At 49.3% G+C, this 24,004-nt stretch carries 21 protein-coding genes; 5 read left to right on the plus strand and 16 right to left on the minus strand.

Going from position 1 to position 24,004, the window contains the following annotated elements; all coding sequences use genetic code 11:
• Position 1 precedes the first annotated feature (1 nt).
• Genes hisA through hisIE form a run of 3 tightly spaced genes read left to right on the plus strand, consistent with a single transcriptional unit; the run spans position 2 to position 2,105 of the window.
• The gene (gene hisA / locus FCN80_RS12445; protein WP_136990485.1) at positions 2-742 is read left to right on the plus strand and encodes a 1-(5-phosphoribosyl)-5-[(5-phosphoribosylamino)methylideneamino]imidazole-4-carboxamide isomerase; all 741 of its coding nucleotides are present in this window, start codon (positions 2-4) and stop codon (positions 740-742) included.
• Positions 724-1,500, plus strand: a complete 777-nt coding sequence (gene hisF, locus FCN80_RS12450) for an imidazole glycerol phosphate synthase subunit HisF (RefSeq protein ID WP_136990486.1) — start codon at positions 724-726, stop codon at positions 1,498-1,500. Before hisA ends, hisF begins: the two co-directional genes overlap by 19 nt.
• Positions 1,494-2,105, plus strand: a complete 612-nt coding sequence (gene hisIE, locus FCN80_RS12455) for a bifunctional phosphoribosyl-AMP cyclohydrolase/phosphoribosyl-ATP diphosphatase HisIE (RefSeq protein WP_136990487.1) — start codon at positions 1,494-1,496, stop codon at positions 2,103-2,105. The genes hisF and hisIE overlap by 7 nt, the downstream gene beginning before the upstream one ends.
• Positions 2,106-2,147: 42 nt before the next feature.
• On the opposite strand, the gene FCN80_RS12460 is transcribed toward hisIE, so the two are convergent.
• On the minus strand, positions 2,148-3,416 hold the full coding sequence (locus tag FCN80_RS12460) for a hypothetical protein (RefSeq protein ID WP_136990488.1): 1,269 nt from the start codon (positions 3,414-3,416) through the stop codon (positions 2,148-2,150).
• Positions 3,417-4,404: 988 nt separating this feature from the next.
• Positions 4,405-5,631 (minus strand): glycosyltransferase, encoded by a 1,227-nt coding sequence (locus FCN80_RS12465; protein ID WP_170975383.1) that lies wholly within the window; start codon positions 5,629-5,631, stop codon positions 4,405-4,407.
• A 534-nt stretch (positions 5,632-6,165) separates the two neighbouring features.
• Here FCN80_RS12465 and FCN80_RS12470 point away from each other — a divergent pair.
• Positions 6,166-7,206, plus strand: a complete 1,041-nt coding sequence (locus FCN80_RS12470; RefSeq protein ID WP_136990490.1) for an acyltransferase family protein — start codon at positions 6,166-6,168, stop codon at positions 7,204-7,206.
• A gap of 164 nt (positions 7,207-7,370) precedes the next feature.
• On the opposite strand, the gene gndA is transcribed toward FCN80_RS12470, so the two are convergent.
• The 10 genes from gndA to FCN80_RS12520 form a co-directional block, all read right to left on the minus strand.
• Entirely contained in the window at positions 7,371-8,777 is a 1,407-nt protein-coding gene (gene gndA, locus FCN80_RS12475; RefSeq protein WP_136990491.1) for an NADP-dependent phosphogluconate dehydrogenase, read from the minus strand.
• A 138-nt stretch (positions 8,778-8,915) separates the two neighbouring features.
• A complete protein-coding gene (locus tag FCN80_RS12480; RefSeq protein ID WP_136990492.1) occupies positions 8,916-10,802 on the minus strand; it encodes a hypothetical protein in 1,887 nt (628 codons plus the stop codon).
• A gap of 161 nt (positions 10,803-10,963) precedes the next feature.
• Entirely contained in the window at positions 10,964-11,920 is a 957-nt protein-coding gene (locus FCN80_RS12485) for a glycosyltransferase family 2 protein (protein WP_196239158.1), read from the minus strand.
• On the minus strand, positions 11,921-12,301 hold the full coding sequence (locus FCN80_RS27425) for a GtrA family protein (RefSeq protein WP_373880332.1): 381 nt from the start codon (positions 12,299-12,301) through the stop codon (positions 11,921-11,923).
• Between the two features lie 121 nt (positions 12,302-12,422).
• Positions 12,423-13,622 (minus strand): glycosyltransferase family 4 protein, encoded by a 1,200-nt coding sequence (locus FCN80_RS12495; RefSeq protein ID WP_306767878.1) that lies wholly within the window; start codon positions 13,620-13,622, stop codon positions 12,423-12,425.
• Positions 13,583-14,476 (minus strand): glycosyltransferase, encoded by an 894-nt coding sequence (locus FCN80_RS12500; protein ID WP_136990494.1) that lies wholly within the window; start codon positions 14,474-14,476, stop codon positions 13,583-13,585. The genes FCN80_RS12495 and FCN80_RS12500 overlap by 40 nt, the downstream gene beginning before the upstream one ends.
• Positions 14,473-15,630 carry a UDP-galactopyranose mutase gene (gene glf, locus FCN80_RS12505; RefSeq protein WP_136990495.1) on the minus strand — a complete coding sequence of 386 codons (1,158 nt, stop codon included), beginning with the start codon at positions 15,628-15,630 and terminating at the stop codon, positions 14,473-14,475. The genes FCN80_RS12500 and glf overlap by 4 nt, the downstream gene beginning before the upstream one ends.
• Before the next feature lie 22 nt (positions 15,631-15,652).
• Positions 15,653-17,539 (minus strand): DUF4422 domain-containing protein, encoded by a 1,887-nt coding sequence (locus FCN80_RS12510; RefSeq protein ID WP_136990496.1) that lies wholly within the window; start codon positions 17,537-17,539, stop codon positions 15,653-15,655.
• Positions 17,540-17,650: 111 nt separating this feature from the next.
• A complete protein-coding gene (locus tag FCN80_RS12515) occupies positions 17,651-18,391 on the minus strand; it encodes an ABC transporter ATP-binding protein (protein WP_136990497.1) in 741 nt (246 codons plus the stop codon).
• Complete coding sequence (locus FCN80_RS12520; protein ID WP_136990498.1) at positions 18,391-19,158, minus strand: ABC transporter permease; 768 nt, start codon at positions 19,156-19,158, stop codon at positions 18,391-18,393. Before FCN80_RS12520 ends, FCN80_RS12515 begins: the two co-directional genes overlap by 1 nt.
• Positions 19,159-19,971: 813 nt before the next feature.
• On the opposite strand from FCN80_RS12520, the gene FCN80_RS12525 reads away from it, so the two are divergent.
• Positions 19,972-20,817: a DUF4339 domain-containing protein gene (locus tag FCN80_RS12525; RefSeq protein WP_170975385.1), complete on the plus strand. Its 846-nt coding sequence runs from the start codon at positions 19,972-19,974 to the stop codon at positions 20,815-20,817.
• Between the two features lie 318 nt (positions 20,818-21,135).
• On the opposite strand, the gene FCN80_RS12530 is transcribed toward FCN80_RS12525, so the two are convergent.
• The 4 genes from FCN80_RS12530 to FCN80_RS12545 all read right to left on the minus strand — a co-directional run bounded on the left by FCN80_RS12530 (position 21,136) and on the right by FCN80_RS12545 (position 23,800).
• Positions 21,136-21,405 carry a Txe/YoeB family addiction module toxin gene (locus FCN80_RS12530; protein ID WP_136990500.1) on the minus strand — a complete coding sequence of 90 codons (270 nt, stop codon included), beginning with the start codon at positions 21,403-21,405 and terminating at the stop codon, positions 21,136-21,138.
• 1 nt (position 21,406) lies between these two features.
• On the minus strand, positions 21,407-21,658 hold the full coding sequence (locus FCN80_RS12535; RefSeq protein WP_136990501.1) for a type II toxin-antitoxin system Phd/YefM family antitoxin: 252 nt from the start codon (positions 21,656-21,658) through the stop codon (positions 21,407-21,409).
• Positions 21,659-21,853: 195 nt separating this feature from the next.
• Positions 21,854-22,870: a UDP-glucose 4-epimerase GalE gene (gene galE, locus FCN80_RS12540; protein ID WP_136990502.1), complete on the minus strand. Its 1,017-nt coding sequence runs from the start codon at positions 22,868-22,870 to the stop codon at positions 21,854-21,856.
• 39 nt (positions 22,871-22,909) lie between these two features.
• On the minus strand, positions 22,910-23,800 hold the full coding sequence (locus FCN80_RS12545; protein WP_136990503.1) for a sugar phosphate nucleotidyltransferase: 891 nt from the start codon (positions 23,798-23,800) through the stop codon (positions 22,910-22,912).
• Between the last annotated feature and the right edge of the window lie 204 nt (positions 23,801-24,004).

Here is a 24,004-nt window from a genome sequence, read left to right on the forward strand (position 1 = left end):
GGTGATTATACCCGCTTTGGATTTGATCGGCGGCGCGGTGGTCAGACTGCATCAGGGCGACTACGGCCAAAGCCGGCAATATGGCGCCGACCCGCTGCCCCGTCTGCAAGACTACCTGGCCCAGGGCGCGCAACTGCTGCACCTGGTGGATCTGGATGGCGCACGGGACCCGCTAGCGCGCCAAATCCCGCTGTTACGCGATTTGCTTGGCGGCGTGGCCCCGGCGCCCGTGCAAGTCGGCGGAGGGGTTCGAACCCTGGACGATGTGGAAGCGCTGCTGGCCGCCGGCGCCACCCGTGTGGTGGTCGGCTCCACGGCGGTCAAACAGCCGCGCGACGTGCAAGGCTGGTTTGAGCGCATCGGGGCCGAGGCGCTGGTATTGGCGCTGGATGTGCGCATTGACGCCCGGGGCCTGCGCCGGGTGGCGGTCAGCGGCTGGCAACAGGATTCCGGCGCCACCCTGGAGGAGGTGATCGGTCAGTATCAGGCCTATGGACTGAAGCATGTGCTTTGCACGGATATCTCCCGCGACGGCACGTTACAAGGCGCCAATGTGGAATTATACCGCGAGGTGTGCCGCGCCTACCCGTCCGTCGCTTTCCAGGCTTCCGGCGGTATCGGCAGTCTGGACGATATCCGGCGGTTGCGCGGCAGCGGCGTGCGGGGCGTCATCGTGGGCCGCGCCCTGCTGGAAGGCAAATTCACCCTTGAGGAGGCCATCGCATGTTGGCAAAACGGATAATCCCCTGCCTGGACGTTCGGGACGGCCAGGTGGTCAAAGGCGTACAGTTTCGTCATCACGAAATCATCGGCGACATCGTGCCGCTGGCCCGGCGCTATGCCGAGGAAGGCGCCGATGAACTGGTCTTTTACGATATTACCGCCTCATCGGATGACAGGGTGGTGGATCAAAGCTGGGTGGAACGGGTGGCCGAGGTTATCGACATTCCGTTTTGCGTGGCCGGGGGGATAAAAACCCTGGAACAGGCCGGCCGGATCCTGTCTTTCGGCGCGGATAAAATCTCCATCAACTCGCCGGCACTGGCCGATCCGAGCCTGATTTCCCGCCTGGCCGATCGTTTCGGCGTACAATGCATCGTGGTGGGCGTAGATACCTGGCACGACGCCGAGACCGGCCGCTATCTGGTTAATCAATACACCGGCGATGTCGCCCGCACCCGGGTTACACGCTGGCAGACGCCCGATTGGGTGGTGGAGGCGCAACATCGCGGCGCGGGCGAAATCGTGCTGAATATGATGAACCAGGACGGCGTGCGCAACGGCTATGATTTGACACAGCTTACGCTTATCCGCGAACTGTGCCACGTGCCGCTGATCGCTTCCGGCGGCGCCGGCACACGCGAGCACTTTCTCGACGCCTTCCGCGACGCCGGTGTGGATGGGGCCTTGGCGGCCTCGGTATTTCATAAACAGATAATCAATATCGGCGAGTTGAAAACGTTTCTCGCGCAACAGGGAGTGGAAATAAGAACATGCTGACCGAACAACAGCGCGCGCAACTGGATTGGGACAAAACCGGCGGATTGCTGCCGGCCGTGATCCAACACGCGGTCTCCGGCGAAGTCTTGATGCTCGGCTATATGAACCCGCAGGCATTGCAGGCCACGGCGGAAACCGGCAAGGTGACTTTTTTCTCCCGCAGCAAGCAACGGCTGTGGACCAAAGGCGAGACGTCCGGTAATTTTCTTCATGTGGTCGACATCCATAGCGATTGCGACCGCGATACGCTTTTGATCCTGGCCCGTCCCGACGGCCCCACCTGCCACACCGGCAGCAACAGCTGCTTTTCGCCCGCCGCCACCGACTGGGGATTTCTTTTCGAGCTGGAAACCCTGCTCGGCCAACGTAAAACCGCCGACCCGCAAAGCTCCTATACCGCCCGGCTGTACGCCAGCGGCACCAAACGCATCGCGCAAAAAGTCGGCGAGGAAGGCGTGGAGACCGCTCTGGCCGCCACCGTGCATGACCGGGAGGAACTGACCAATGAAGCGGCGGATCTGGTCTATCACCTTCTGGTGTTGCTGCAAGATCAGGACCTGGATTTGAGTCGGGTCATTGATTGTCTGCGCCAGCGGCATCGCTAACCGGCCGCAACGTCCCGCTTGCGGGCGCCCGGGCGGGGCGGTTCAAACGACCGAGCCCCGCTCGGGGAACAAGCGCAGTACCGTCTCGATGGCGTCCCGTTCTTCCGTCGGCAGGGACCGGCACAGGCCTAGCACCGCAACCCGGTGTTTATACAAGATGCCCCCCTCGCTCACCGGCACATTGGTCGCCAGTAATTTGGCCAATGAATAGGTGGGCGGTTGTTGTTCCCGCCGGCAACAATCCAGGATCAGATCGAATATCTGCACGTCATCGTTTTTGGGGATAAGGGTAAAGTACAGCAACATCTGAATGAGGATGACCCGTCGGTATTCGGGCCATAGCGTCCCCATGGCCGCCGTCAACTGGCTGTATGCCGCGTTATAGGACTTAAGCGGTATTTTTTTCAGCATTTCCTTGCTAAAACTGGTCCAAGCCTCGCCTTGCAATTGAATGGCCGCGCGGGAGCTGAACATGTCGGGTATCTCCAACTTGACATCCATGTTAACGTCGGCCAATGCTGAATCGCCAGCGGCATTCAAGGGGTAATCTTGCCGAGGCCAGGCATCGATAATTTCCCGGCTTCCCTGAAAAATCGTCTCGAAATCCCGAATGCCGAGCACCAGCGTATTTTTAAAAATAATCTTCAACATTCTCAACTGAACGATCGGCTGATAACCGGCCAGTTTCCCCGTTTCGGTCCGGTCGCCAAGTAAACGGCGGATAACCGGCATACTACAATCCCGCTCCAGACACCGCTCCAAAATCTGCTCAAAGACCGGTAAACGCGGCACCGGCCTACCGGCCGGCATCGCATCCCTGCCGCCAACCGGCTTATTTTCGCCCGGCAGGTTGAAACTAACGGAACGTTTGACGTGTTTGTGTGAATTCTCCCAACTCGGTTGTTTCCTTATCAGGGAATGGACCCGCGGTAGGGTATCGGCGGCGGTATTTTTTGGCGAGGGCGGCGTTCGGAAGCTGGAAGTCCGGCCCAGGGATGTCAAGGGATGCCCCGTTTCCCTGTGTGTCTTATCGCAAGAAGACTGGACTCGGACGGACAGGACTTCTCCGGTCGGGGAATCCGTCGAGAGGCGGGGTTTTCCGGCGGGCTGGGGTTCCGACAGCCGTTGGCCGACCCGGGACGATGACTCGGCGCCGATCCGGCGGACGACGCGGGGGCTGGCAAGGGAACACAGCGGGCGCGGCACGACAAGATTTTCCCGTGAGCTTTTTAGGTGATCGATGTCCCGGATGTGCGAGGTAACATTCTCCATGCCGGGGGACACGGCGTGACAGCAAATGAATCGGAGCATAGGCAATTCCGTTTAGGATGATAATGCGAGTGAAGCGGCAACCCGGCCCACGGCCGGATCGTGGCGAAACAGATTCATTATGTCCATTGTCGCTAGCCGGCAAGACAACCGGCAGCAGAAACGAGCGCCTAAAAGAGAAATTCTGATAGTTTTAAAGGAAAGACATAAGTTTGTATGAAGATAAGAAGATAAAATGATGCCCACACTTAAACCGATGAGATCGATGCCTGCATTAGCGCATATGTTGCAAAATGTTAGTCAAATGACAGCAGGTATAGCAGTGATGGCAACCCTTATCCAACCATAAACAAATTAAATTAGTCAGGCAATACTTTTCCTCGGGTGATAGACGTCGAACAGTATGAAGGACCGTATCACAAATGATTTGTCTGCATAATGGCGATAAAAAACGCAACTCACTCAAAAGTCGGACACAAGATATGAGGCTTTGATTGGGATTAACCCGAACTCTGCCGGCTCGATGCAAAACACGCGCTGCAAAGTGTCGCCAAAGTGGCTCATGCAAAACCGATGAGCCTGGTTGGACGGTTAGGCATGGTCTTAAAGGATGGCAATAGCGCATATTGACACCTACCAGGCGCTCCTTCCAACTGGGTTGGAGGAGCGAGGTGTCGGCCGTAATGAAACGTTCATACTCTCCGGTTTCCCTATTCTGCCAAAGCAAATTTGGCGAAATGCTATCCATAACAGATCCTTTTTATACAACCAGAAAATGCGCTCAGTTTATTGATTTATGACATAGATCACAAATAATAAGTCTTTGACAAATTAAGGCGTAATCCTGATAAATCAGGCTGGGATAATCGTAAAGTGAGAACGGGGATGACAAATGGCCAAACGCGTGCTTGAAAATCAATATGGCCCCATGATAGCAATGCCCTTGTTATGGCTTGGGCCTGGGCTAAGCCAAATGCGAGAAAATAATTCAAGCCCATTGTTAATCAGGTTAAAATTACTTTCTGCCTAATTAACGCCTCAATACACTTATTAGTTTGTGTAATTTCAATATACACCGCCACGCTAGTGATTTCTGAAGCTCATCATTTAAGGATGTTATCTTCTGTAACGCCTGTTGCAGTGAAATCAGCTCAGACCGTGATTTGCTGATGACTTCGTCTTTGGCCGCTATTATTTCACTGAGATCACGGACTTTTTTCTCAAGTCGCTCATTGTTGGCCATTTGCGCATCGGATGTGCGCATCAGATTTTCCTTCAAATCAAAAAGAAAATCTGTCGGGGATAAGTGAGAAATCCGCTCGATTAACGGCTCATCAATTTTTTCATCCTGCTCGACATGAAGTTGATGAAGCATTTGCAGATATTTTAATACATCCGGATATAATTTAAAGAAAGGCTCTCGGGAAATAGTATTTAGATGCCATTCAAGAAAAGAGTTGGCATAGGATATAAAGTCAATACGTCTTTGCTGGAAAAGGTCTTTTTCTAACATAAAAAGACGTAATGCCTCAAGCGCATCAATAGCGCAATGATATGACAACTCTCGCGTATTCGATAAAGAGAATTTTCTCTGAATAGTATGACTAATCAGAATGTCATCCACAATACAGATGCGCTTTGCGAGCATCATAAATGCACAGATAAAGTAAAGGTCATTCGTTGTTCTTATAGACTGAAACTTGAGGTTTTCTCCAAAAATTTTATCTTTTTTCAGTAGCTTATCCCACGGCCACCAGATAAAGGCATTGAAAAAATTTTGCTTGATATCATTAGAAGAAAAGACATCTACAGCCGGCAGCAATTCATTGCGAATAGTCCACGACATGGCCGTATATTCTTGTGTTATATTGTTATATGATCGAGACCGGAAAACGACAACATCGGCATCATATTCTTTCGCCCTACCATAGGCTTTGGCGAGCATATCGCTCTCGACATAATCATCATCATCCAGGAAAATCACATACTCCCCCCTGGCCAAAAGCAGTCCTTTATTTCGTGCCGCACCCGCATTTTCATTTTTTTCATTAGAAATAATACGAATGCGCTTATCTTCTTGGGCAATCCGTGTGATTAATTCCTTGGTGCCATCCGAGGAGCAATCATCAACAATAATCAATTCGAAGTTTTCAATAGACTGCATCAATATCTTTTTTATGACATCATCAAGATATGCCTCAGCGTTGTAAACCGGCATAATGATCGAAATGCAGGGGTTGATGTTATGTTTATTCATTTTAATCATCAATAATGCTTATTATGAAATATTAGATAGCATACTACATAGATGTCATTATGATTGCAATACATTACCCTTAGATTTCATTCACATTCTTCAGATTTCCGTTTAGCAACTCTCCATGGACGGCATAGAAAAAATCGTTTAACGAGAGAGAGGGTGACCACATTCATTTACCAACACATAGGATTTATTTTACATAATCATTACTCTTTTTGATGATTTAATACGTAATGGTTCATAAATCTTATCACTGGTATGGCTGGTGCGCGGCTCACAACAACTGACAGTTTATTGTCGGCGCTAAACGTGACGAAGGCGACTTACGCCCCCGCTTTAGACATCATTAACATTAACGGGATTTAAAATTTTTGATAAGTCATATTTTTTAGCAGTAAAATGACCATTCTTTAGCAGATAATTTTGCAATCGATACCCTAAAACAAACTTGCAAAGTGCAATTCAAGAGTTTCATGACAATACTTGATAAGTGTGATATAAATATGTAAATTTTATTGTGATAAACTAATCATGGACCCTACGCGACGCGACCTAAAAGTGGATTGTCTCAGAACACTGGGGTTGCTTTCGATCATGCTAGCACACGTTTCTCCCCCTGCGACATTATTCCAGCTCAGGACATTTGATGTGCCAATGATGATTTTTTTGTCAGGAATGTCATACGCTATTGCTAAAAAAAGCACGGTGAGTTATGGACAGTATTTATGGAGTCGTTTCCAGAGACTGGTAATACCCGTTTGGATATTTTTGACTATTTTCCTCTATTCAATAAAATTATTCAATATTACAATTTTTGAATTTCCTATAGACAAACAAAAAATTATTGAGTCTTATTTCCTTTACAACGGAATCGGCTATGTTTGGATCATGGGTATTTTTTTGCTTATTGCTATTTTCTCCCCATTATACAAATCATTGGCCGAGCGATCATCAAATAACATGCTAGGTCTTAGTGCGTTGAGCTGCATTGTAATCATTTCCTTGATAATTGACCCTCTGCAAAGCTATAGTTTTGGATATTGGATCACACTGGTTTATAATTTATCCATTTCAATACTTTCCTATGGAATAATGTTCATATTTGGATATCAATATTCATCTTTAGTGAAAAGAGAAAAATTCTTTATTCTCGCAACCTCCTTACTGCTGATATTTTTTATTGAATCCGTATCTTATCATTTTGAAAAAACCATCATTACGCCTCAGAGCACCAAATATCCGCCCCATTCCGTTTATATCTTCTATTCTATATTTATTATAATAATAATGAATGAAGGTCTTGCAAAGCTTATGCCCCTGAATAATAAAAAGGTTACAATGCTAGTGACATTTGTTTCCTCGAATACGGTGTGGATATATTTACTGCATATACCTATCGTAGAATATATGAAACACGCATCTCACAATATGTTTTTCCTTACAAAATGGCTGATTGCCGTTATCATGTCAGTGACGTTATATTATCTACAAAGGAAGTGGGTTCTCTTATTAACAATGAAAATCAAAAATCCTAAAATAGCAAAATTTCTCATAAAAAGCCTCACTGGATAAGCAGTGGTAGCATGGTGGTTACATGAGCGGGGAGACTTACAGCACGACCAACAAACTAGGCTGGAACCCTTAAGCAGAGAATACAACCAAAAAAACCGGCACTCAGGCCGGTTCGCAAACGGTGCCGCTATGACATGACTCGCAGCAACGACTAAAGCAGTCAATCACTCCAGCCATTCGGTATGAAATACGCCTTCTTTATCAATACGTTTGTAAGTATGCGCACCGAAATAATCCCGCTGAGCCTGGATCAAGTTGGCGGGTAAAACCTCGGATCGATAACTATCATAGTAGGCAATGGCCGCCGACAATGTCGGTGTCGGAATACCCTGTTGCACGGCGTAGGCCACCACATCCCGCAGCGCCTGCTGGTAGTCATCGGCGATACGCTTAAAGTACGGCGCCAGCAGCAGGTTGGCGATATCGGCGTTCTCGGCATAGGCGTCGGTGATCTTCTGCAGAAATTGCGCGCGGATTATACAGCCGGCACGGAAAATCTTGGCGATTTCACCGTAATTGAGATTCCAATTATTTTCGATGGAAGCCGCCCGCAATTGGGAGAAGCCCTGGGCATAGGACACGATTTTGCCCAAGTACAGCGCCCGGCGCACTTTCTCGGCAAACTCGGCCTTATCGCCGGTGAAGGGCGCCGCCTTGGGACCGGTCAGAATTTTAGACGCCGCCACGCGCTGGGATTTCAGGGAGGACAAATAACGGGCGAAAACGGATTCAGTAATCAAACTCAGCGGTTCGCCGAGATCCAACGCGCTCTGGCTGGTCCATTTGCCGGTGCCCTTATTGGCCGCCTCGTCCAGGATCACATCCACCAGATAGTTGCCCTGCTCATCCTTTTTAGTGAAAATATCTTTGGTGATATCGATAAGATAGCTACTAAGCTCTCCTTTGTTCCATTCGCTAAAGGTCGCCGCCAGTTGTTCGTTACTCAGCTTCAGCGCATTTCTCAACAGCGAATAGGCTTCGGAGATCAGTTGCATATCCCCGTACTCAATCCCGTTATGCACCATCTTCACATAATGACCGGCGCCATCGGGGCCAATATAGGTCACACAGGCCTCGCCTTCGGCACGGGCGGCGATTTTCTCCAGGATCGGCGCCACCAGATCGTAAGCCGCTTTTTGCCCGCCCGGCATAATGGATGGGCCTTTAAGCGCGCCTTCCTCGCCGCCGGACACGCCAGTGCCGATAAAGTTAAAGCCTTGTTCGGAAAGCTCGCGATTACGGCGGATGGTATCACGATAAAACGTGTTGCCGCCGTCAATGAGGATATCGCCCTTGTCCAGGTATGGCTTCAAGGATTCGATGGTTTTATCGGTGCCTTCGCCGGCTTTAACCATTAACAGGATACGACGGGGCTTTTCCAGGGAGTTGACGAACGTTTCCAACGTGTAATAAGGCACCAGATTCCTGCCCGGATTTTCCGCGATGACCTCTTCCGTTTTCTCACGGGAACGGTTGAAAATCGACACGCTATAGCCACGGCTTTCAATGTTCAGCGCCAGATTGCGCCCCATAACCGCCATTCCGACTACGCCGATCTGTTGTGTGGACATTAAGCAACTCCTGTATGGTAGAGATTACCCCCTGCCTGTCTGGTCATCAGGCACGGGCTGCAATGTGGCGAATATGTTAACTCAGGATAGGCAATGTGGATAGTAATCGATTCAACAGATAGCATTAGCCATCAAACATTACTCCAAGCCAATAGTCACCTGATCACAATGACTATTATGGCCTTTATCCACTATCATGCGAACTTCATGCTGCCCAAAGTCGCGCATATCAAATGAATGGCTGCCAAGAACGGGGATATGGGCCGAACGTGTCAAGCCCCCGGGGCCGATAAGTGAAACGACCACGCCATCGGCATCCGGACAGGCATTGTTAATGGAATGGACCACCAACCGGTCTGCCGGCCACTTGAAATCCACTTGCGTGGGCCGGGTTTCTCCAGGATGCGCCAGCAATGTCGAGGGGTTGATAAAATCAAACTCGCCCCACTTATCGCCCAGGCTTACATTTGCGGAAAGAAAAGTAAATGCTAATCCGTGTTGTAGCTCGTCGCGCCACTCTGGATAAACCTGGATGAATTTGTCAAGAAGTTCCCGTACCTCTTGCCCGGTAAATGTTCGGGCTTTCTTGTAGATATAGGCGTGCACACCGTTGGCCAAGACAAAATCATAGGGCAGCTTTGTATAGGCGTTCCCGATATTTTGTCTCTCCAGCAAGGCTTGTGCCGGAAATTTGATAACATCCTGTCCCAAACCGCCAAGATGCAGTTGCACCGGGTCGGCCACCACCAGGTAATCCGCCATAAAAGGTTGCAACCGCAACTTATCGCGCAAGTCGACCTGCGACACACGGATAAGGTTGCCCCGTAGTTTACCCGCGGACAAGGTATCAATCAGATCGTCGCACAGGACATCGTCTGAACTGAATACCGCGAATTTTGCCCCGAAGCGGGTCAATGAAGATATCGTTCCAACCAGTTCCCGATAGTGATCCAAGTGGGCCAGGCGCAGGCTGTAATTTTTTTCAGGGAGCGCCGCTGCCCATGCCTTTGGCAAGGCCAGGCCGTCCCGATAAAGATTATTGATCAGCACGCCGACGCTCGCCAAAATCAGCGCCGACGCCAGCATCCCCCCCATTCTCTTTAAAAGCAGCGCGGTATCAATCACACCGATAAGGGCCATCACCAGCATCCACAGCGCGAATGGCAGTTGATGCTGCATGCCCGGCGACTGGGTACGGGTGAACATCACAAAAGTAATAAGCAGATTTACGGCCGCAAAGCCGCACAGCAAGCTTTTTTTCCGATAAGGCGACAGCAGCGATGTCAGGCAACCCAACAGCGCCAGCGCAAGCACATACAAGCCGATACCGTGCAATGTATTCCACAGGGAGTAGGAAAATGAAGCCTGGTAGGCCGAATAGATATGGCTGTAGTCGGTATGCAGAATGCGCCGAATCAGGTTGGATTGGAAACCAAAAGCGAAGGCGGCGGTTGTGACAGCGGAACACCCGAAAGTAAGGAGGATGTTACGGCATCTTACCGATAGGGCAGGCCGTGTCGTGAAACGGGTTTTCTGTACATCATATAAAAATGCCAATATCGGTAAGGTGATATACAGTGTCACGACAGTATACGCATACCAGCGTCTGAATAAAAAAGGCGCCCAAAGTAATATGCCAAGCCATATCGCTTTTTTGGCGCAAAAGCGATGGGAAAGCGATGCATTGAAAACCAGCAAAACGGCCGCGAGCACAGGCAGCAAACCGATTATATCCGGATAGCCACGTAAGGACGGGCGCCAAAAAGGCACATACAAAGCCGCCGCCATCATGCAAAAACAAGCGATAAAACGGTTATTATCGTATACCCGTTTCATCAGGCCGGACAAAAGAAGACACACCAGGCTCAAGTAAACCAGCGTTAGACCGAGGATGTAACTCAATCGTCCGGCACCCAATAACAGATAAAAAGGAAACAACAGCGAAACGGGCAACGGATTATAGTCACTACCACGAATCTCATGCTCGTTCTGTTCAAGCCAGGTGAAAATGTGTTTGGTTAACAAATCGCCGTAATCTTGCCAGGCAAGCCAATAACCTTTATAGTCCCAAATATAGACTAAATCTTCTCCTGAGATATAAAACCACGTATTAACGCCAATAAAAATCAACAAAAGCAAAAAAAAGAGTATTTCGGCTCTTGATAGGTTTTTTTCCATTTTTCCGCCTATTGCAAATATTTTTCGATGATGTATTTCGGTCTATGCTTGACTTCCATATAAATTTTCCCGATATACTCACCTATCACCCCAATGGAAAGCATTTGTATGCCACCGAGGAAAAAAATGGCAATCATCATGGATGACCAACCCTCAACTGTATTGCCGATCAATTTTTCAATCACGGCATATACCGCCGCCAGGCAGGAAAACAACGAAATGGTGAACCCCGTAAGCGCAATAACCCGCAACGGCATTATCGATAAAGAAGTGAGCCCCTCCAAAGCCAGCGCCAACATTTTTTTCAATGGATATTTCGATTCACCGGCGCTGCGGCACTTACGCGTATAGTAAATATTGGTCGAACAATAGCCTATCAGCGGAACCAGGCCGCGCAAATAAATATTCTCCTCGTCGTAAGACATAAGGGCTTTCACCGCCCTGGCGCTGAGCAACCGAAAATCGGCATGATTTTCAATTTGCTTGACGCCAAGTCGGGTCATCAACTTGTAGAAATACTGCGCCGTCTTGCGCTTGAACAACGTGTCCGATGTCCAGTTATCCCGCACACCGTAAACGATATCGTTACCCGCCAAGTACGCATCCACCATCTGGCCGATAACATGCACGTCATCCTGTAAATCAGCATCGATACTCACACAAATATCGCATTCGACATTATCGAGACCCGCCCAAAGCGCACGTTGGTGCCCCCGGTTGCTCGCCAGCTTCAACCCGCGCACATCAGGATAATCTTTATACGCCTGGGCAATCATTGCCCAGGTTTCGTCCCGACTGCCATCGTCCACAAACAAGAGATAGCTTTTATCAGCAATCTTATTTGTCTCCCTTAACCCTGCCAAAACGGCACGTAACTGAGTCAGGCAAACAGGAAACATGTCTCGCTCATTATAACAAGGGACTATGATGGCCAATAGCGGCACTTCTTGTTGATACTCGATCATCTATTTCATGGCCCATTTTTTATTTATGACGAACCCCACGAGGGTGTAGGCTATCATCCCAAAGAGTTGGACGGTATAATGATTCTCCGGAAAGTAATACAAAGCGACGGTGATAACGATGAGGTTAACGAAATAGGATAGCAACACACTAATCAAAAACCGGAACGAACTTTGTAATGATATCTTATTGGAGAACGTAAATATGCTGTTTAATAGATAACTAAAAACAACACCAGCAATATACCCGAAAACATTAGAAATGTATATCGAACAGCCTAAATACATCAATAAAAAAATGACCAGAGCACAAACCAGAGTATTAACAGCACCCACCAGGCAATACTTTACCAACTGGCTTCGATATAATTCTGTCAGCGTCACGAATAAACATTCCCGATGTATACACTCGTCATACTTCAAGTTGCCGCTTTGTTGGCCGCGCTCGCTGACCGCCGCGATGCAACTCGAAGTACATGGAGTATAAAATAGGATAAGATAACGGCTATTGAAACCCCTCTGCCGCAATCGCCCGCTGATAAAGTTGCAAGGTGTTCTCGATAATCAGCGATGAAGCAAATTTGTTTTCCACCCTTTCCCGGCCGTGAATACCCATCTCGGCGCGTTTGTTAGGACTGGTCAGCAGGAATTCAAGCTTATCGGCCAACAATCCGATGTTCCGCTTTTCAACCAGGCTGCCGCTGTAATCGTCGATAATCAGGCTTTGACAACCGCCGACGTCATAAGCGATACATGCCCTGCCCACCGAAGCGGCCTCCAGCAGGATACGCGGAATCCCTTCGGAATACACGGACGGCAGGGCCACCACGTTGGCCGCCTGAATGAGGCTATACACATCGGCACATTTGCCCAGCCAGTTAATCAGCCCTTGGCGACGCCACAACTCTATCTGTTCCATGGGAATGGCATCGGCATCATCCGCCACCGTGATACCGGCGACATTCAATTGAAACTCGATGCCTTTACGCGCCAAACGGCGTTTGACCTCCACCAGATCGCCAAGTCCCTTGCTCCACAACAATCGGCTGGCGAACAACACGACCGGCTTTTCCCATAGGGTTTCCATGGAATAGCGGTAGATATCGGGATTGATACCGGCACCGTCAATCACTACGGTCTGTCCGGGATCGACGTGGGTGAGATCGATTAACATATCCCGGTCATGCTCATGCTCGAACGCCAATAAGCATTTTTTATTACTGAAAATATATTTATAGGAGTGCAATGTCAGCCAACGAATAATCCCCATCAGCAAATTAGACACCATAAACACTCTGCCCAAACCGACGAAGCTCAAAATGATGGGCTTATGATGGCGATGGGCGTAAAAGCCCCCCATCAGGCAAGGCTTAATGGTGATGCAGTGCAATGCATCCGGCTTGATACAATCCAGTAAACGCCAAACAGTGAAAGATGATAGCAAAAACTTGACCGGATTTATCGACTGTTCGGCAACATTGGAATTGTGGCATATCATGCCCAGGGTGGTCAGCCGGTCTTTGATACTTTTATCAGAAAAATGGCTGATGACATGAATCTCGTACCCGGCGGACATGGCCGCCATTGCTCGCTCGACCCAATGCAACTCAAAATACCAATCTGAGTTTATGAAGTAACAAATCTTTTTCATCCTATTCCTACCGACTAGAACTTCTTCCCCGTTTTTCCTGAGAGTCCGTCCCATATCCCACTGAGGACGTATTTAGTATATTCTATTTTTCCACTTTGGTAGAGACCGAGGCCGAGATATTTACATATCCTTAATCCTATGGCGCCCCAGCTGTAAGGCCTGTGCGCTTGGAAAAGACGACGTGACAGGAGCAGATTTCTGACTAAATAATACACTTTCCATTTAGGCGCGATCCCGCTGGTTTCGGACGGAATATCGTGAATAAACATCAGTTCCGGCGAATAGCGTATACGGCATCCTTGCAATCGCAAATGATAGGAAAAATAAAGATCATCATAATAGATGAACAGATCGGCGAAAATGTATCCGAGGGATTGTTCAAGGATCCTTTTATCCAGAATGGCGCCCACAAAGGAAAACGTATCAACATCAACGGCCCTCTGCCCATCGGGCGCCACCGGCCCGCCACCCAGCATAGCGCGAATATCGCCGAAAAATGTCCTGGGCAGGGCGATATAGGGCAGGTTCATCTTGCAGAGATGATGACGGGTGTTGACGACCTTGCCGCAATATCCCCCCCAACGCGCGTCGCGTACTTCGGAAAAGCGCGCGATGAAATCGGCGCATGGCCAGGAATCATCATCATAGAAGACCACCCAATGGGTATCCAGCCGCGAGACGATATAATCGGCGCCGTATCTGAACCCGCCGGCGCCACCCAGATTCCGCTCGGACCTGAGCAGCGTCAAGCGCGGCTCGTCCAGCGTTGATAACCACGCCCGAGTACCGTCGCTGGACGCATTATCGACAATGACGATATGCGTGAAAGCCACTTCCCGTGTCCGTGCCCAGCATTCTTTTAATTTGGTCAATCGATTGAACGTAACGATTAACGCCGTGGTATTCATCTGACACCGACCGTAAACACCGGCATGGGCGATTGGGCATCCCGCAAACTGGTTAAATATCGCTCGGCGGTTTGCATGGCCTCGGCGATGGTCACATCCATATCCAGATAACGATAGGTGCCAAGACGGCCCACAAAAGTAATGCCTTGCTCACGCTCGGCCAATGAGACATATTGCTTGAGCAGGGCCATCTCGCCAATCTGGCGAATGGGGTAATAGGGAATGTCGCCGGCTTCACAGGCCCGACTGAATTCGCGGTAGCAGATGGAAGAATCATGCTGCTCCCAGGGCGAAAAATATTTATGCTCGGTGATCCGGGTATAGGGTATGGCCTGATCACAGTAATTCATCACCGCGCAGCCCTGGAAATCCCCCTGATAACTGAACCGCTCGAAATCCAGTGTCCGGTAGCCAAGGCGCCCGAAGCGATGCTGGTAAAATCCGTCCAGCGAACCGCTGTAAAACACATGATCATAAAGCGACCGTTCCCGCGGATCGTAGCCAGTGTTTAGCGCAACCTCAATTCCCGGATGACTGGCAATGCCCTCAGCAAGTGTGGCGTAGCCATCGCGCGGCATACCCTGATAGCGATGATTGAAGTAGTTGTCATCATAATTAAAGCGAATCGGCAGACGCTTTAAAATTGAGGCGGGTAGCTGGCTCGGCGCCATTCCCCACTGCTTAAGGGTGTAGCCTTTAAAAAAGGCCTCATACAATTCGCGTCCGACAAAGCGCAGCGCCTGCTGTTCAAAAGTTTGCGGCTCAAGAAGGGTACTGTCGCCCTTTGCGGCGATAAGCGCCCTGGCCTCATCGGGGGAGCAGGTACGCCGGAAAAACTGATTAATGGTGTGCAAATTGATCGGCAGTGAAAACACCTGACCGTCGACAGTGGCCTTGACACGGTTGATATACGGCATCATAACCGTGAAGCGATTAATAAATTGCCAAACGGCCTCATTATCGGTGTGAAAAATATGCGGTCCATAGGTATGCACCATCACGCCGCTGGCGCTGTCCCTTTCGCTGTAACAATTCCCCGCGATGTGATCGCGGATATCGATAATTTTTATTCGATGACCTTGTTCAGCAAGTATCCGGCCAATAACCAGTCCGGATAATCCAGCGCCGACGATCAATATTTTGCCAGAACACATGGTTGGTCCCCTATCTCTTCCCTCAGCCCAGGATAACCCGACGGAATTTATAATAAACCCGGCTTAATTTTTGCCGGCGAACGGAACCTCTCGGCGCAAGCAGATTGACTATGGGCATGAGTTTTTGTTTTAACTTTGTTTGGAATAATATCGGCTGGGTAGAACTACCGAACGTGGCAATGGTGCTGGCTATCAAACGCGTCAAGAACTCTTGCTGCCAGGGCGTACCCATAATGTATTTGGCAAAATTGTCAAAGAAATCCACATTGGGATTATTCCAGGGTTTTTGCTCCCCCGCATAATGAATCATATTCGGCGCCATCCTGGCCTGGAGGAAACGCATGTAGGTGGCAAATTTCAAATTGGGGAAAAATTCATCAGTATTACCATTGCCATGATAAACGTTCCATGTCATGGGAAGATAATGAACCCGATCGTAAAACACCCTATTCATAATATCCTGATCCAAAAACCAATAATTTTTTTCCTTCATGGCGGCCATCAGCCTCGCGAAGGTATTCTCTTGGATCATTCGCGTTATATTGAATACCAGCAAACCGGCCTGGAAATAATGACCTGGTTCCTTCATTTCCAAATAATCAGTCAGATAATCATTCGCCGGGTGGATGTAATCGTCGGCCTGCGCAAGGGTGCCGAATTTACAAAACCCTTCCATAACAACATCCCGCACGGCCGCCACCAGATTATCCCCCAGCGGCGCATCCAGTAATTGAGCCAGATCGGTTTCAACGATGGTATCCGCGTCGATAAAGATAACTTTTTCGAATCCCTGAAAAAGTTTAGGTATATATAACCTGGCGTATGTTGCCGCGCTAAAATGCCCGCGAAGATGTACGGTTTTCAATTCCGCAAAGGCGTTAACATCAAAAAAGCGCAGCTTGAAATTATCGGACTTCGCCACCAGCGACAATAAACGATTTTTATTTTTAGGGGATATACCGTTTTCCAGTATAGTTAGATCATAATGATTTTCTAAATGCGCGTTCTTGACTATCGAATTAACCAACGCCCCCCCACTTAGGGCATAGTTGTCATCGAAACAAATTACAATAGGCACATTATGTTCAGCGAATGCCGGCTGAAGGTGGCCATTAAAACTTTCATGACGCACAAAAGTGCGCTGCAACTCGCGGATGTTAAGATTGTTTTTTTCCCGCTGATGGATAATAAAGATGTTAAACAACCGTTCGGCAATATGCCCGATAACGCGTTGCTCTTGTTTGTTATAGTTATCAAACGCGATCTGATTTTCCAATGCATTCAATATCGAGAACAGCCAAGCGCAGTAAGTCTGAAAGATATCCCAGCGCATAACGAAAATATTGGTGTAGTAGCCATCCGTCGCGTCATTGAATGCCTTGGCCGCCGCCTCATACTCGGGATAAAGCGTCGTCAGACAATTCAATGCGGCCTGATAATCTTTGCCATGCAAGTGAGCGGACGTTTCATAATGATGAAGATTATTTTTGCTTCCGGCAGCGCGGACATCCCATTTCTTCGGAAGTAGAATATCAGTATCCTGTAAGCAGCGACTGATACCGTCGTCAGTAATGGCAAATTTATCCTGGTACTGCGATGAAATGACGTCATCGTTCACCACCCCCCAGATATCTTCCTGGTAATCCTGCTTTTCGGAAAAATTGAGATGGCGCCGATAATGCATAAAACCGACGAAATCACTGGCCGGCGCATTTTTCCAGACCCAATATTGCGCGGTCAATTCACAATAGTAAGGATTTTTGTAGGAGATATTTTCTCCGGTATCATCGCCATCACAGCCAATATCATTATAACTCAACGCCTTCCCAACATGTAAAGGGACGATAGCGGATGCATCGAGAAAAGCGCTAGGCTTATGATGACTGGTGTATATTTTAACATTGATCATTTAAAAACTCGAAATAACCCATCCTGATGTAATAAGTAGCATCTTCACCCGTCAAACTTCAAGCTAGCTATTTTTAACAGTCATGATCGATGCTGAAGCGTTAAAGGTTTATCAAGCCATTGCGGCCTTATACTGCGAAATAACAGTCTCGGCGCTACCCATCTCTTTCAATCGATGATCTTCAATCCAAATCACCTTGTCGCAAATCTGTTTTATATCATTAAGATTATGACTGACAAAGAGGATTGTTACGCCTTTCTTCTTAAATTCATTAATGGTATTAATGCATTTCCGCTGAAATGCAATATCACCCACCGCCAGGACTTCATCGATGATAAGGATATCCGGATCAACTTGTGTTATCACGGAAAAACCGAGTTTGGCCAACATACCGCTTGAATAGACCCGGATAGGTTCGTTGATGAATTCGCCCAGCTCCGAGAATTCAATAATCTTGTCCAAACGGTCATTCAACTGCTTACGACGCAAACCCAAAAGCGTGGCATTCAGCCGGATATTCTCCCGACCGGTCAGCTCCGGATGAAATCCCCCGCCCAACTCAAGCATGGACGCGACACGGCCATTGACGCTGACGGCGCCGGCGGTGGGTTTTATGACGCCGGCAACCAGACCAAGCGAGGTACTCTTACCGGCGCCATTACGGCCGATAAGCGCCACGGACTCGCCCTTTCCCACGCTGAAGGAGATATCCTCTATGGCAAGATAGCTCCTTCCCGACAGCAGGCTGATGGCGCGGCGAGGATTGAAGATCAGCTCTTTGATCCCCGAACCAATATGGTGGTAAAGCGGATAGCGTTTAGTGACGTGATGAAATTCAATTGCCGGTTGCATTATAAAATCTCAGCGAATCTGTATTTTAATCTGTTGAAAACCCAGGAACCCATAATTAGGAAAACGATACCATAGCCATACAGGCAAGCAATTTCGGTATAATTAACAATACCGTGCATGAACAAATCCCGCCAACTCAGGACCATATTTGCCATGGGGTTAAACATCACCAACCATTGGTATTTTTCCGGAATCATCTCACCGGAATATAATATAGGGGTGCAATAAAACATCAGCATGATCCCCAGGGTCACAAATCGTTCAAGATCGCGAAAAAAGAGGTTCAACGTCGACAAGATCAACGCGACGCCAAACGTCAAAATCATTTGCCCCAAACCGATAATAGGTATGCCCCACAACCAGTCAATGGAGGGCCGCATATGATAGATATACAGAAAAACGATGATAACCGGAATCGTGCAGAGAAAATGCATACACTCCATCAAAACATTACTTAGCGGTATCACCGAACGTGGGAAAACGGTTTTTTTGATAATCTGGGCGTTCGCGATAAAAGCAAAGAGCGAATTGGTCGTCGCACTGGCGAACCACTGCCAGGGGAATAATCCGGTAATCAGAAACACGGTATAATTGGGAATCTGAACCCGCATAACAAGCTTAAAAATGAAATAATAGATCATAGCAAACAACAGCGGGTTAGCAATCGACCACAAATACCCTAGAAAACTGCTTTTGTAGCGGACCTTTAATTCCTTCTCAGTAATAACTATCGCAAGATCAATAAGATAACCAAAATTATACTTCATAGATAGAACTCTTTTTTGTACAAAATCCGCTCTTGGCTAGAAAATGCTGGCCCACGCTACCGCCCCTGGCGTTATCACAGCCAGTTCAGCAACCGAATCAAGTTTCTTTCGCATCCAGGCTATCCCGCTTGTTCACCTGTGTACATTTGATTAACATCACAGCGTTTTCCGGCGGCACAAAAAGCATTACTCTCCCGGATCAGCGAACATCAGTCGGGATCATAAGCAAAACGCTCGTAACATTACGCGCACGAACCGCGCGCGTCACTAGGAAAAATCATAAAGATAAAGCCGCCATGGGCGTGTGCGAGTCAGCGTCAGCGATAGTTTGTCCCATGACCAAAACCGGCCACCAGACATAACCACAGAGTGCCATTTGCCATGACGCAGCGAACCGGGCGAAAAACACACTGGGATACTTAACAGATCGTAATGCATTGAATGTTCCGGGCTCGCGGTTAACTTGTTATGTACAGCTGTCTTACGTGGCGACGTATGCTAGCATTTTCTGCCAAATAGTGAAAGAAAAGGCTGCTTAAATGCCCCGTCGGGTTGGCTTACCCGAGAAACGGCTTACACAACATGGGGATGAATGACAGGCAGGCGGCCTCTTTTTGCAATTATTTAATTATTAATGATTGGCTAATACAGTGATAGGCTGACGATTAGCCCGCAACGATGTTAAAATCCGTCCAGTCGATAGACTGGCGTTAACAAAAATTGCCGGTATCCATCACTACCGGGACGCACAGCGTTCTTGCTGTTCGCATGGGCGATATCTTAACGAGGTTTTGGAATCGGGCTACATTGTTTATGGCCGGCTGGTGGTATATTGCGGATAATCAACGGCAGGGGCCGGTGACCTTGCCAACGCTGGAAAAATTACTGCATCATCGGGTATTGAACGCGCAAAGCCTCATCTGGCGTGAAGGTTTTGCACAATGGATGCCCGTGTCCGCAATACATGAACTGAAGCCGCTGCTTGACTCGCCGCCCCCCTTGTTGGCGCCCTCCCCCCACCAGGCGGTATTGCCCTCTTTCACGCTTAACGCCTCGCGCCGATGGATCTATAGCGGTTTGCTCATCGGCTTGCTTATCGCGGTCAGTTCGACGGTCTACTTCACGCAACAAGGCGATTTCCGCCAGTTGCTTGATGATATCAAGGGTAGCGCGATGTGGCGCGCCGCCACCCCATCCGTCCGGCAGACGACATTGTCGCCGCCCGCCATTTCGGCACACCAATGGCGAAACCCCATTACCCATAAACGCGCGATAATTGATGATACCTGGAGCGTCAAACAGCTTGAAGCCGGGCCGGGCATGCTGACCAGTTCGTTTATCAGCAGCGATACCCACGTTAATTTCAGCGTCGTCAGGGATAACGGCCCAAGCCTTAACCAGGTCGTGGCCTATCTCAAGGCGCATGAACCCACGCTGCGTTTTATCAATGCGGGAAATTACCACAACAATAAAACCCTGGCGGAGTGGACCGGCATCGCCACCAGCCCGACTGATCATGAGCGTCATTACATCGTGCACGTCACCGATGCCAAAGCCGGTTACAGCATATTTATCGCCATGATCAATCAACAAACGGCCGCCAGCGTCGCCCGCCTGGAAGCGCTTATGGCGCAGTTGGATAGTACGTTTCTGGAATGATACTGTAAGCGAGCTGGCATCTCGCCTGGTTAACAAATCTCGCCCCGGCATCCTGACCTCACCTGATACAACCGGTGTGAGATGAACCATGGCAAAACGCTATTCCATTATCGAACGGCAACAGCATTTTGCAATAAAACCCATTCACGCACGAAGGTCCTGCGCTGGGATAAACATGGCGGCCCCCACGTTGTCCCACCCCGCCTCCACCCCGATGGAAAAACGGTAACGATTATTCCAGTGATGTCTCCTCGTCTGAGGAGGGTGGGATGCGTTCATCCCATAACGACCGAGAACAACCACAACTAAAAAATCCCGCTATTTATAGTGGAATCTGCATTGAACAACTACCAGTTGTTGAAATTCCCCTTTTCCTGCCACCCGGTAGACAAACCGATGTTCACCAGATATCCGTCGAGACCCAAAACCAGAAAGGTCTCCTTTAAGGGGTTCCGGCTTACCCAATCCCTTAAAAGGAGACCTCTTGGCGTCTTTGATCAGTTCGTTTATTTTCAAAGTCATGCTTGGGTCTGTTTCCTGCCAAAACCGGTATTCCTGCCAAGCATTCTCCGTCCATAGAAGCCTCATGTCAGATAGTCGGGTCCTGTTCTACCACTTTCCCTTCTCCAAGCTGCTTGATGCTATCCCTCAGACGATCGGCATTTGCTGGCGTTGAGAGTAAGTGCAGGGTTTCCAGGATGGATTCGTATTCACCCTCCGCCAGCATAACCATTGCCTCCGAGCCTTGCCGGGTGACCAGCAGCGGGGCCCTTGAGGTGATAACCTGGTCAAAATGTGCCGCGATGTTCTGGCGGAATTCAGTTAAACGAACATGTGCCATAAGAGACCTCCTACAGATAGCAAATGTACATATTTACGTACAGATTAGATTGACTTTTAAACAAAGTCAAGGTCCGCCCCAATTTGCAAGCCATCCCTTTATAGAAATCGCCTGAAAAAAGACATATTACCCCGGACAAAAAAAAGACCAGGCGCGTTCCCGGTCTCTTAAAGGGCGGGCAGGCGCGCCCGCAACTCAGCCTTTATACCCGTTGGGATTGTTCTTCTGCCAATTCCAGGTATCACGCATCATGCAATCCAGATCGCGCGTCACCGACCAGCCCAACTCCCGTTTCGCCAACGCCGGATCCGCCCAGAAGGCCGGCAGATCGCCGTCGCGCCTTGGCGCGATGGCATACGGAATGTGTTTACCCGAGGCTTTCTCAAAGGCCTTCACCATCTGCAACACCGATGTGCCGACGCCGCCGCCCAGATTATAGGCTTTGTAGCCTTTGATATCGGCCAGATGATCCATGGCCTTCAGATGCCCCTCGGCCAAATCCATGACATGGATATAATCGCGCTTACAGGTGCCGTCCTCGGTGGGATAGTCGTCACCGAAAATTTGCAGCTTGTCGCGGCGCCCTACCGCCACCTGGGCGATAAACGGCAACAGGTTATTGGGAATGCCATTGGGATCCTCGCCGATACGGCCGGATTCATGGGCGCCCACCGGATTGAAATACCTCAGGGCTATCATGGCGAATTGCGGCTCGGCTTTGGCGAAATCCGCCATGACCTGCTCCACCATCACCTTTGAGGTACCATAAGGACTGCTGGTGCCGCCGATGGGCGAGGTTTCGACATAAGGCACCGGCGCGTTGACGCCGTACACCGTGGCCGACGAACTGAAGATAAAATGATGAACTCCCGCCCGGCGCATTTCCTCCAGCAGGACCAGCGTGCCGGCAACGTTGTTCTGGTAGTATTCCAGCGGTTTGTGGGAGGACTCCCCCACCGCCTTGAGCCCGGCGAAATGGATGACCGCCGAAATATCGTGGTCGTCGAAAATGCGCTGCAAGCATTCCGCATCCCGTACATCGCCCTGATAAAAGACGATATCCTTATCGGTTATTTCCGACACCCGATCCAGCGAAATATCGGAGGCATTGCACAAGTTATCCAGCACGACGACATCATCGCCGCGCTCAAGCAATGCCAGTACCGTATGCGAACCAATGTAGCCGGCGCCGCCTGTAACAAGAATAGCCATAAAAGCTCCTGTTTTTTTTAGCGTATCAGACTGTCCATGTTACAGCAGGCTTTTAATCTTCTCACGGAAATCATCGCCGAGTTTTTTGTTGCGCAAGCCGTAGGAAACAAAGGCCTGCATATAGCCAAGCTTCCGGCCGCAGTTAAAACTTTTGCCGGCCAGGTACAGGGCATCCACCGGCTGCTTGTCAACCAGCGAGGCAATGGCGTCGGTCAACTGGATACGGCCCCAGGCGCCGGGCTTGGTTTCTTCCAAAAGCGGCCAGATATCCGCCGACAGCACATAGCGCCCCACCGCCGCCAGATCCGAATCAATCCGGCTGAGATCCTGGGGTTTTTCGATAAAGGACTCAATGTGCGCGCGCTGACCGGGCTGCTTGACCGGTTTATCGCAACTGACCACCGAGTATTCCGGTAAGGTGTCGCGCGGCATGGATTGAACCAGTACCTGGCTGTGGCCGGTTTCATAGTAGTTTTTAATCATGTCCGCCAGGTTTTGCGTGCGCGTATCATAGGTGGAATCGTCCAGCAGCACGTCCGGCAACACCACGGCAAAAGGCGCATCCCCCAGCATCGGTTTGGCCGACAAAATCGCATGCCCCAGCCCCAACGCTTCCCCCTGGCGGACATTCATAATGGTCAGGCCCTTGGGACAGATGGATTGCACTTCCTTGAGCAGGGTGTTCTTTACCCTGGCCTCCAACAGCGCCTCCAGCTCAAACGAGGTATCAAAATGGTTTTCGATGGCGTTTTTTGACGCGTGGGTCACCAGCACGATTTCCTTGATACCGGCGGCCGCGCATTCTTCCACCAGGTATTGAATCATGGGCTTGTCGACGATGGGTAGCATCTCTTTGGGAATGGCCTTGGTGGCGGGCAGCAAATGCATGCCCAGGCCGGCGACGGGGATTACGGCTTTAAGTATTTTCATCTCATGGCACCATTTTGATTAAAATTAGGACACAGCCTAAGAAAGATAGTAATAATGATAGCACCAGGCCAACCCGTTGAAATCGTTCTTCTCAATTAACGGAGCGGTTATGATGCATTTTTGTACGCTAATCGGAAAACACATTATTTTTAAAGCATATTTTTAACCTGACACATTGAGTTCAAGCACGACCGGATGAGGCCG

Origin of the sequence: Martelella alba (assembly GCF_005217455.1) — a bacterium.
Taxonomy (GTDB): Bacteria; Pseudomonadota; Gammaproteobacteria; order Enterobacterales; family Enterobacteriaceae; genus Acerihabitans.

Coding starts and splice junctions, on each gene's coding strand:
- FCN80_RS12485 (WP_196239158.1), bottom strand. CDS start 11,920: ATGATCGAGTATCAACAAGAAGTGCCGCTATTGGCCATCATAGTCCCT.
- FCN80_RS12510 (WP_136990496.1), bottom strand. CDS start 17,539: ATGATCAATGTTAAAATATACACCAGTCATCATAAGCCTAGCGCTTTT.
- FCN80_RS12460 (WP_136990488.1), bottom strand. CDS start 3,416: ATGCTCCGATTCATTTGCTGTCACGCCGTGTCCCCCGGCATGGAGAAT.
- glf (WP_136990495.1), bottom strand. CDS start 15,630: ATGTGTTCTGGCAAAATATTGATCGTCGGCGCTGGATTATCCGGACTG.
- FCN80_RS12515 (WP_136990497.1), bottom strand. CDS start 18,391: ATGCAACCGGCAATTGAATTTCATCACGTCACTAAACGCTATCCGCTT.
- gndA (WP_136990491.1), bottom strand. CDS start 8,777: ATGTCCACACAACAGATCGGCGTAGTCGGAATGGCGGTTATGGGGCGC.
- FCN80_RS12500 (WP_136990494.1), bottom strand. CDS start 14,476: ATGAATACCACGGCGTTAATCGTTACGTTCAATCGATTGACCAAATTA.
- FCN80_RS12465 (WP_170975383.1), bottom strand. CDS start 5,631: ATGAATAAACATAACATCAACCCCTGCATTTCGATCATTATGCCGGTT.
- galE (WP_136990502.1), bottom strand. CDS start 22,870: ATGGCTATTCTTGTTACAGGCGGCGCCGGCTACATTGGTTCGCATACG.
- FCN80_RS12520 (WP_136990498.1), bottom strand. CDS start 19,158: ATGAAGTATAATTTTGGTTATCTTATTGATCTTGCGATAGTTATTACT.
- FCN80_RS12530 (WP_136990500.1), bottom strand. CDS start 21,405: ATGAGGCTTCTATGGACGGAGAATGCTTGGCAGGAATACCGGTTTTGG.
- FCN80_RS12535 (WP_136990501.1), bottom strand. CDS start 21,658: ATGGCACATGTTCGTTTAACTGAATTCCGCCAGAACATCGCGGCACAT.
- hisF (WP_136990486.1), top strand. CDS start 724: ATGTTGGCAAAACGGATAATCCCCTGCCTGGACGTTCGGGACGGCCAG.
- FCN80_RS12525 (WP_170975385.1), top strand. CDS start 19,972: ATGGCCGGCTGGTGGTATATTGCGGATAATCAACGGCAGGGGCCGGTG.
- hisIE (WP_136990487.1), top strand. CDS start 1,494: ATGCTGACCGAACAACAGCGCGCGCAACTGGATTGGGACAAAACCGGC.
- FCN80_RS12470 (WP_136990490.1), top strand. CDS start 6,166: ATGGACCCTACGCGACGCGACCTAAAAGTGGATTGTCTCAGAACACTG.
- FCN80_RS12495 (WP_306767878.1), bottom strand. CDS start 13,622: ATGGGACGGACTCTCAGGAAAAACGGGGAAGAAGTTCTAGTCGGTAGG.
- FCN80_RS12545 (WP_136990503.1), bottom strand. CDS start 23,800: ATGAAAATACTTAAAGCCGTAATCCCCGTCGCCGGCCTGGGCATGCAT.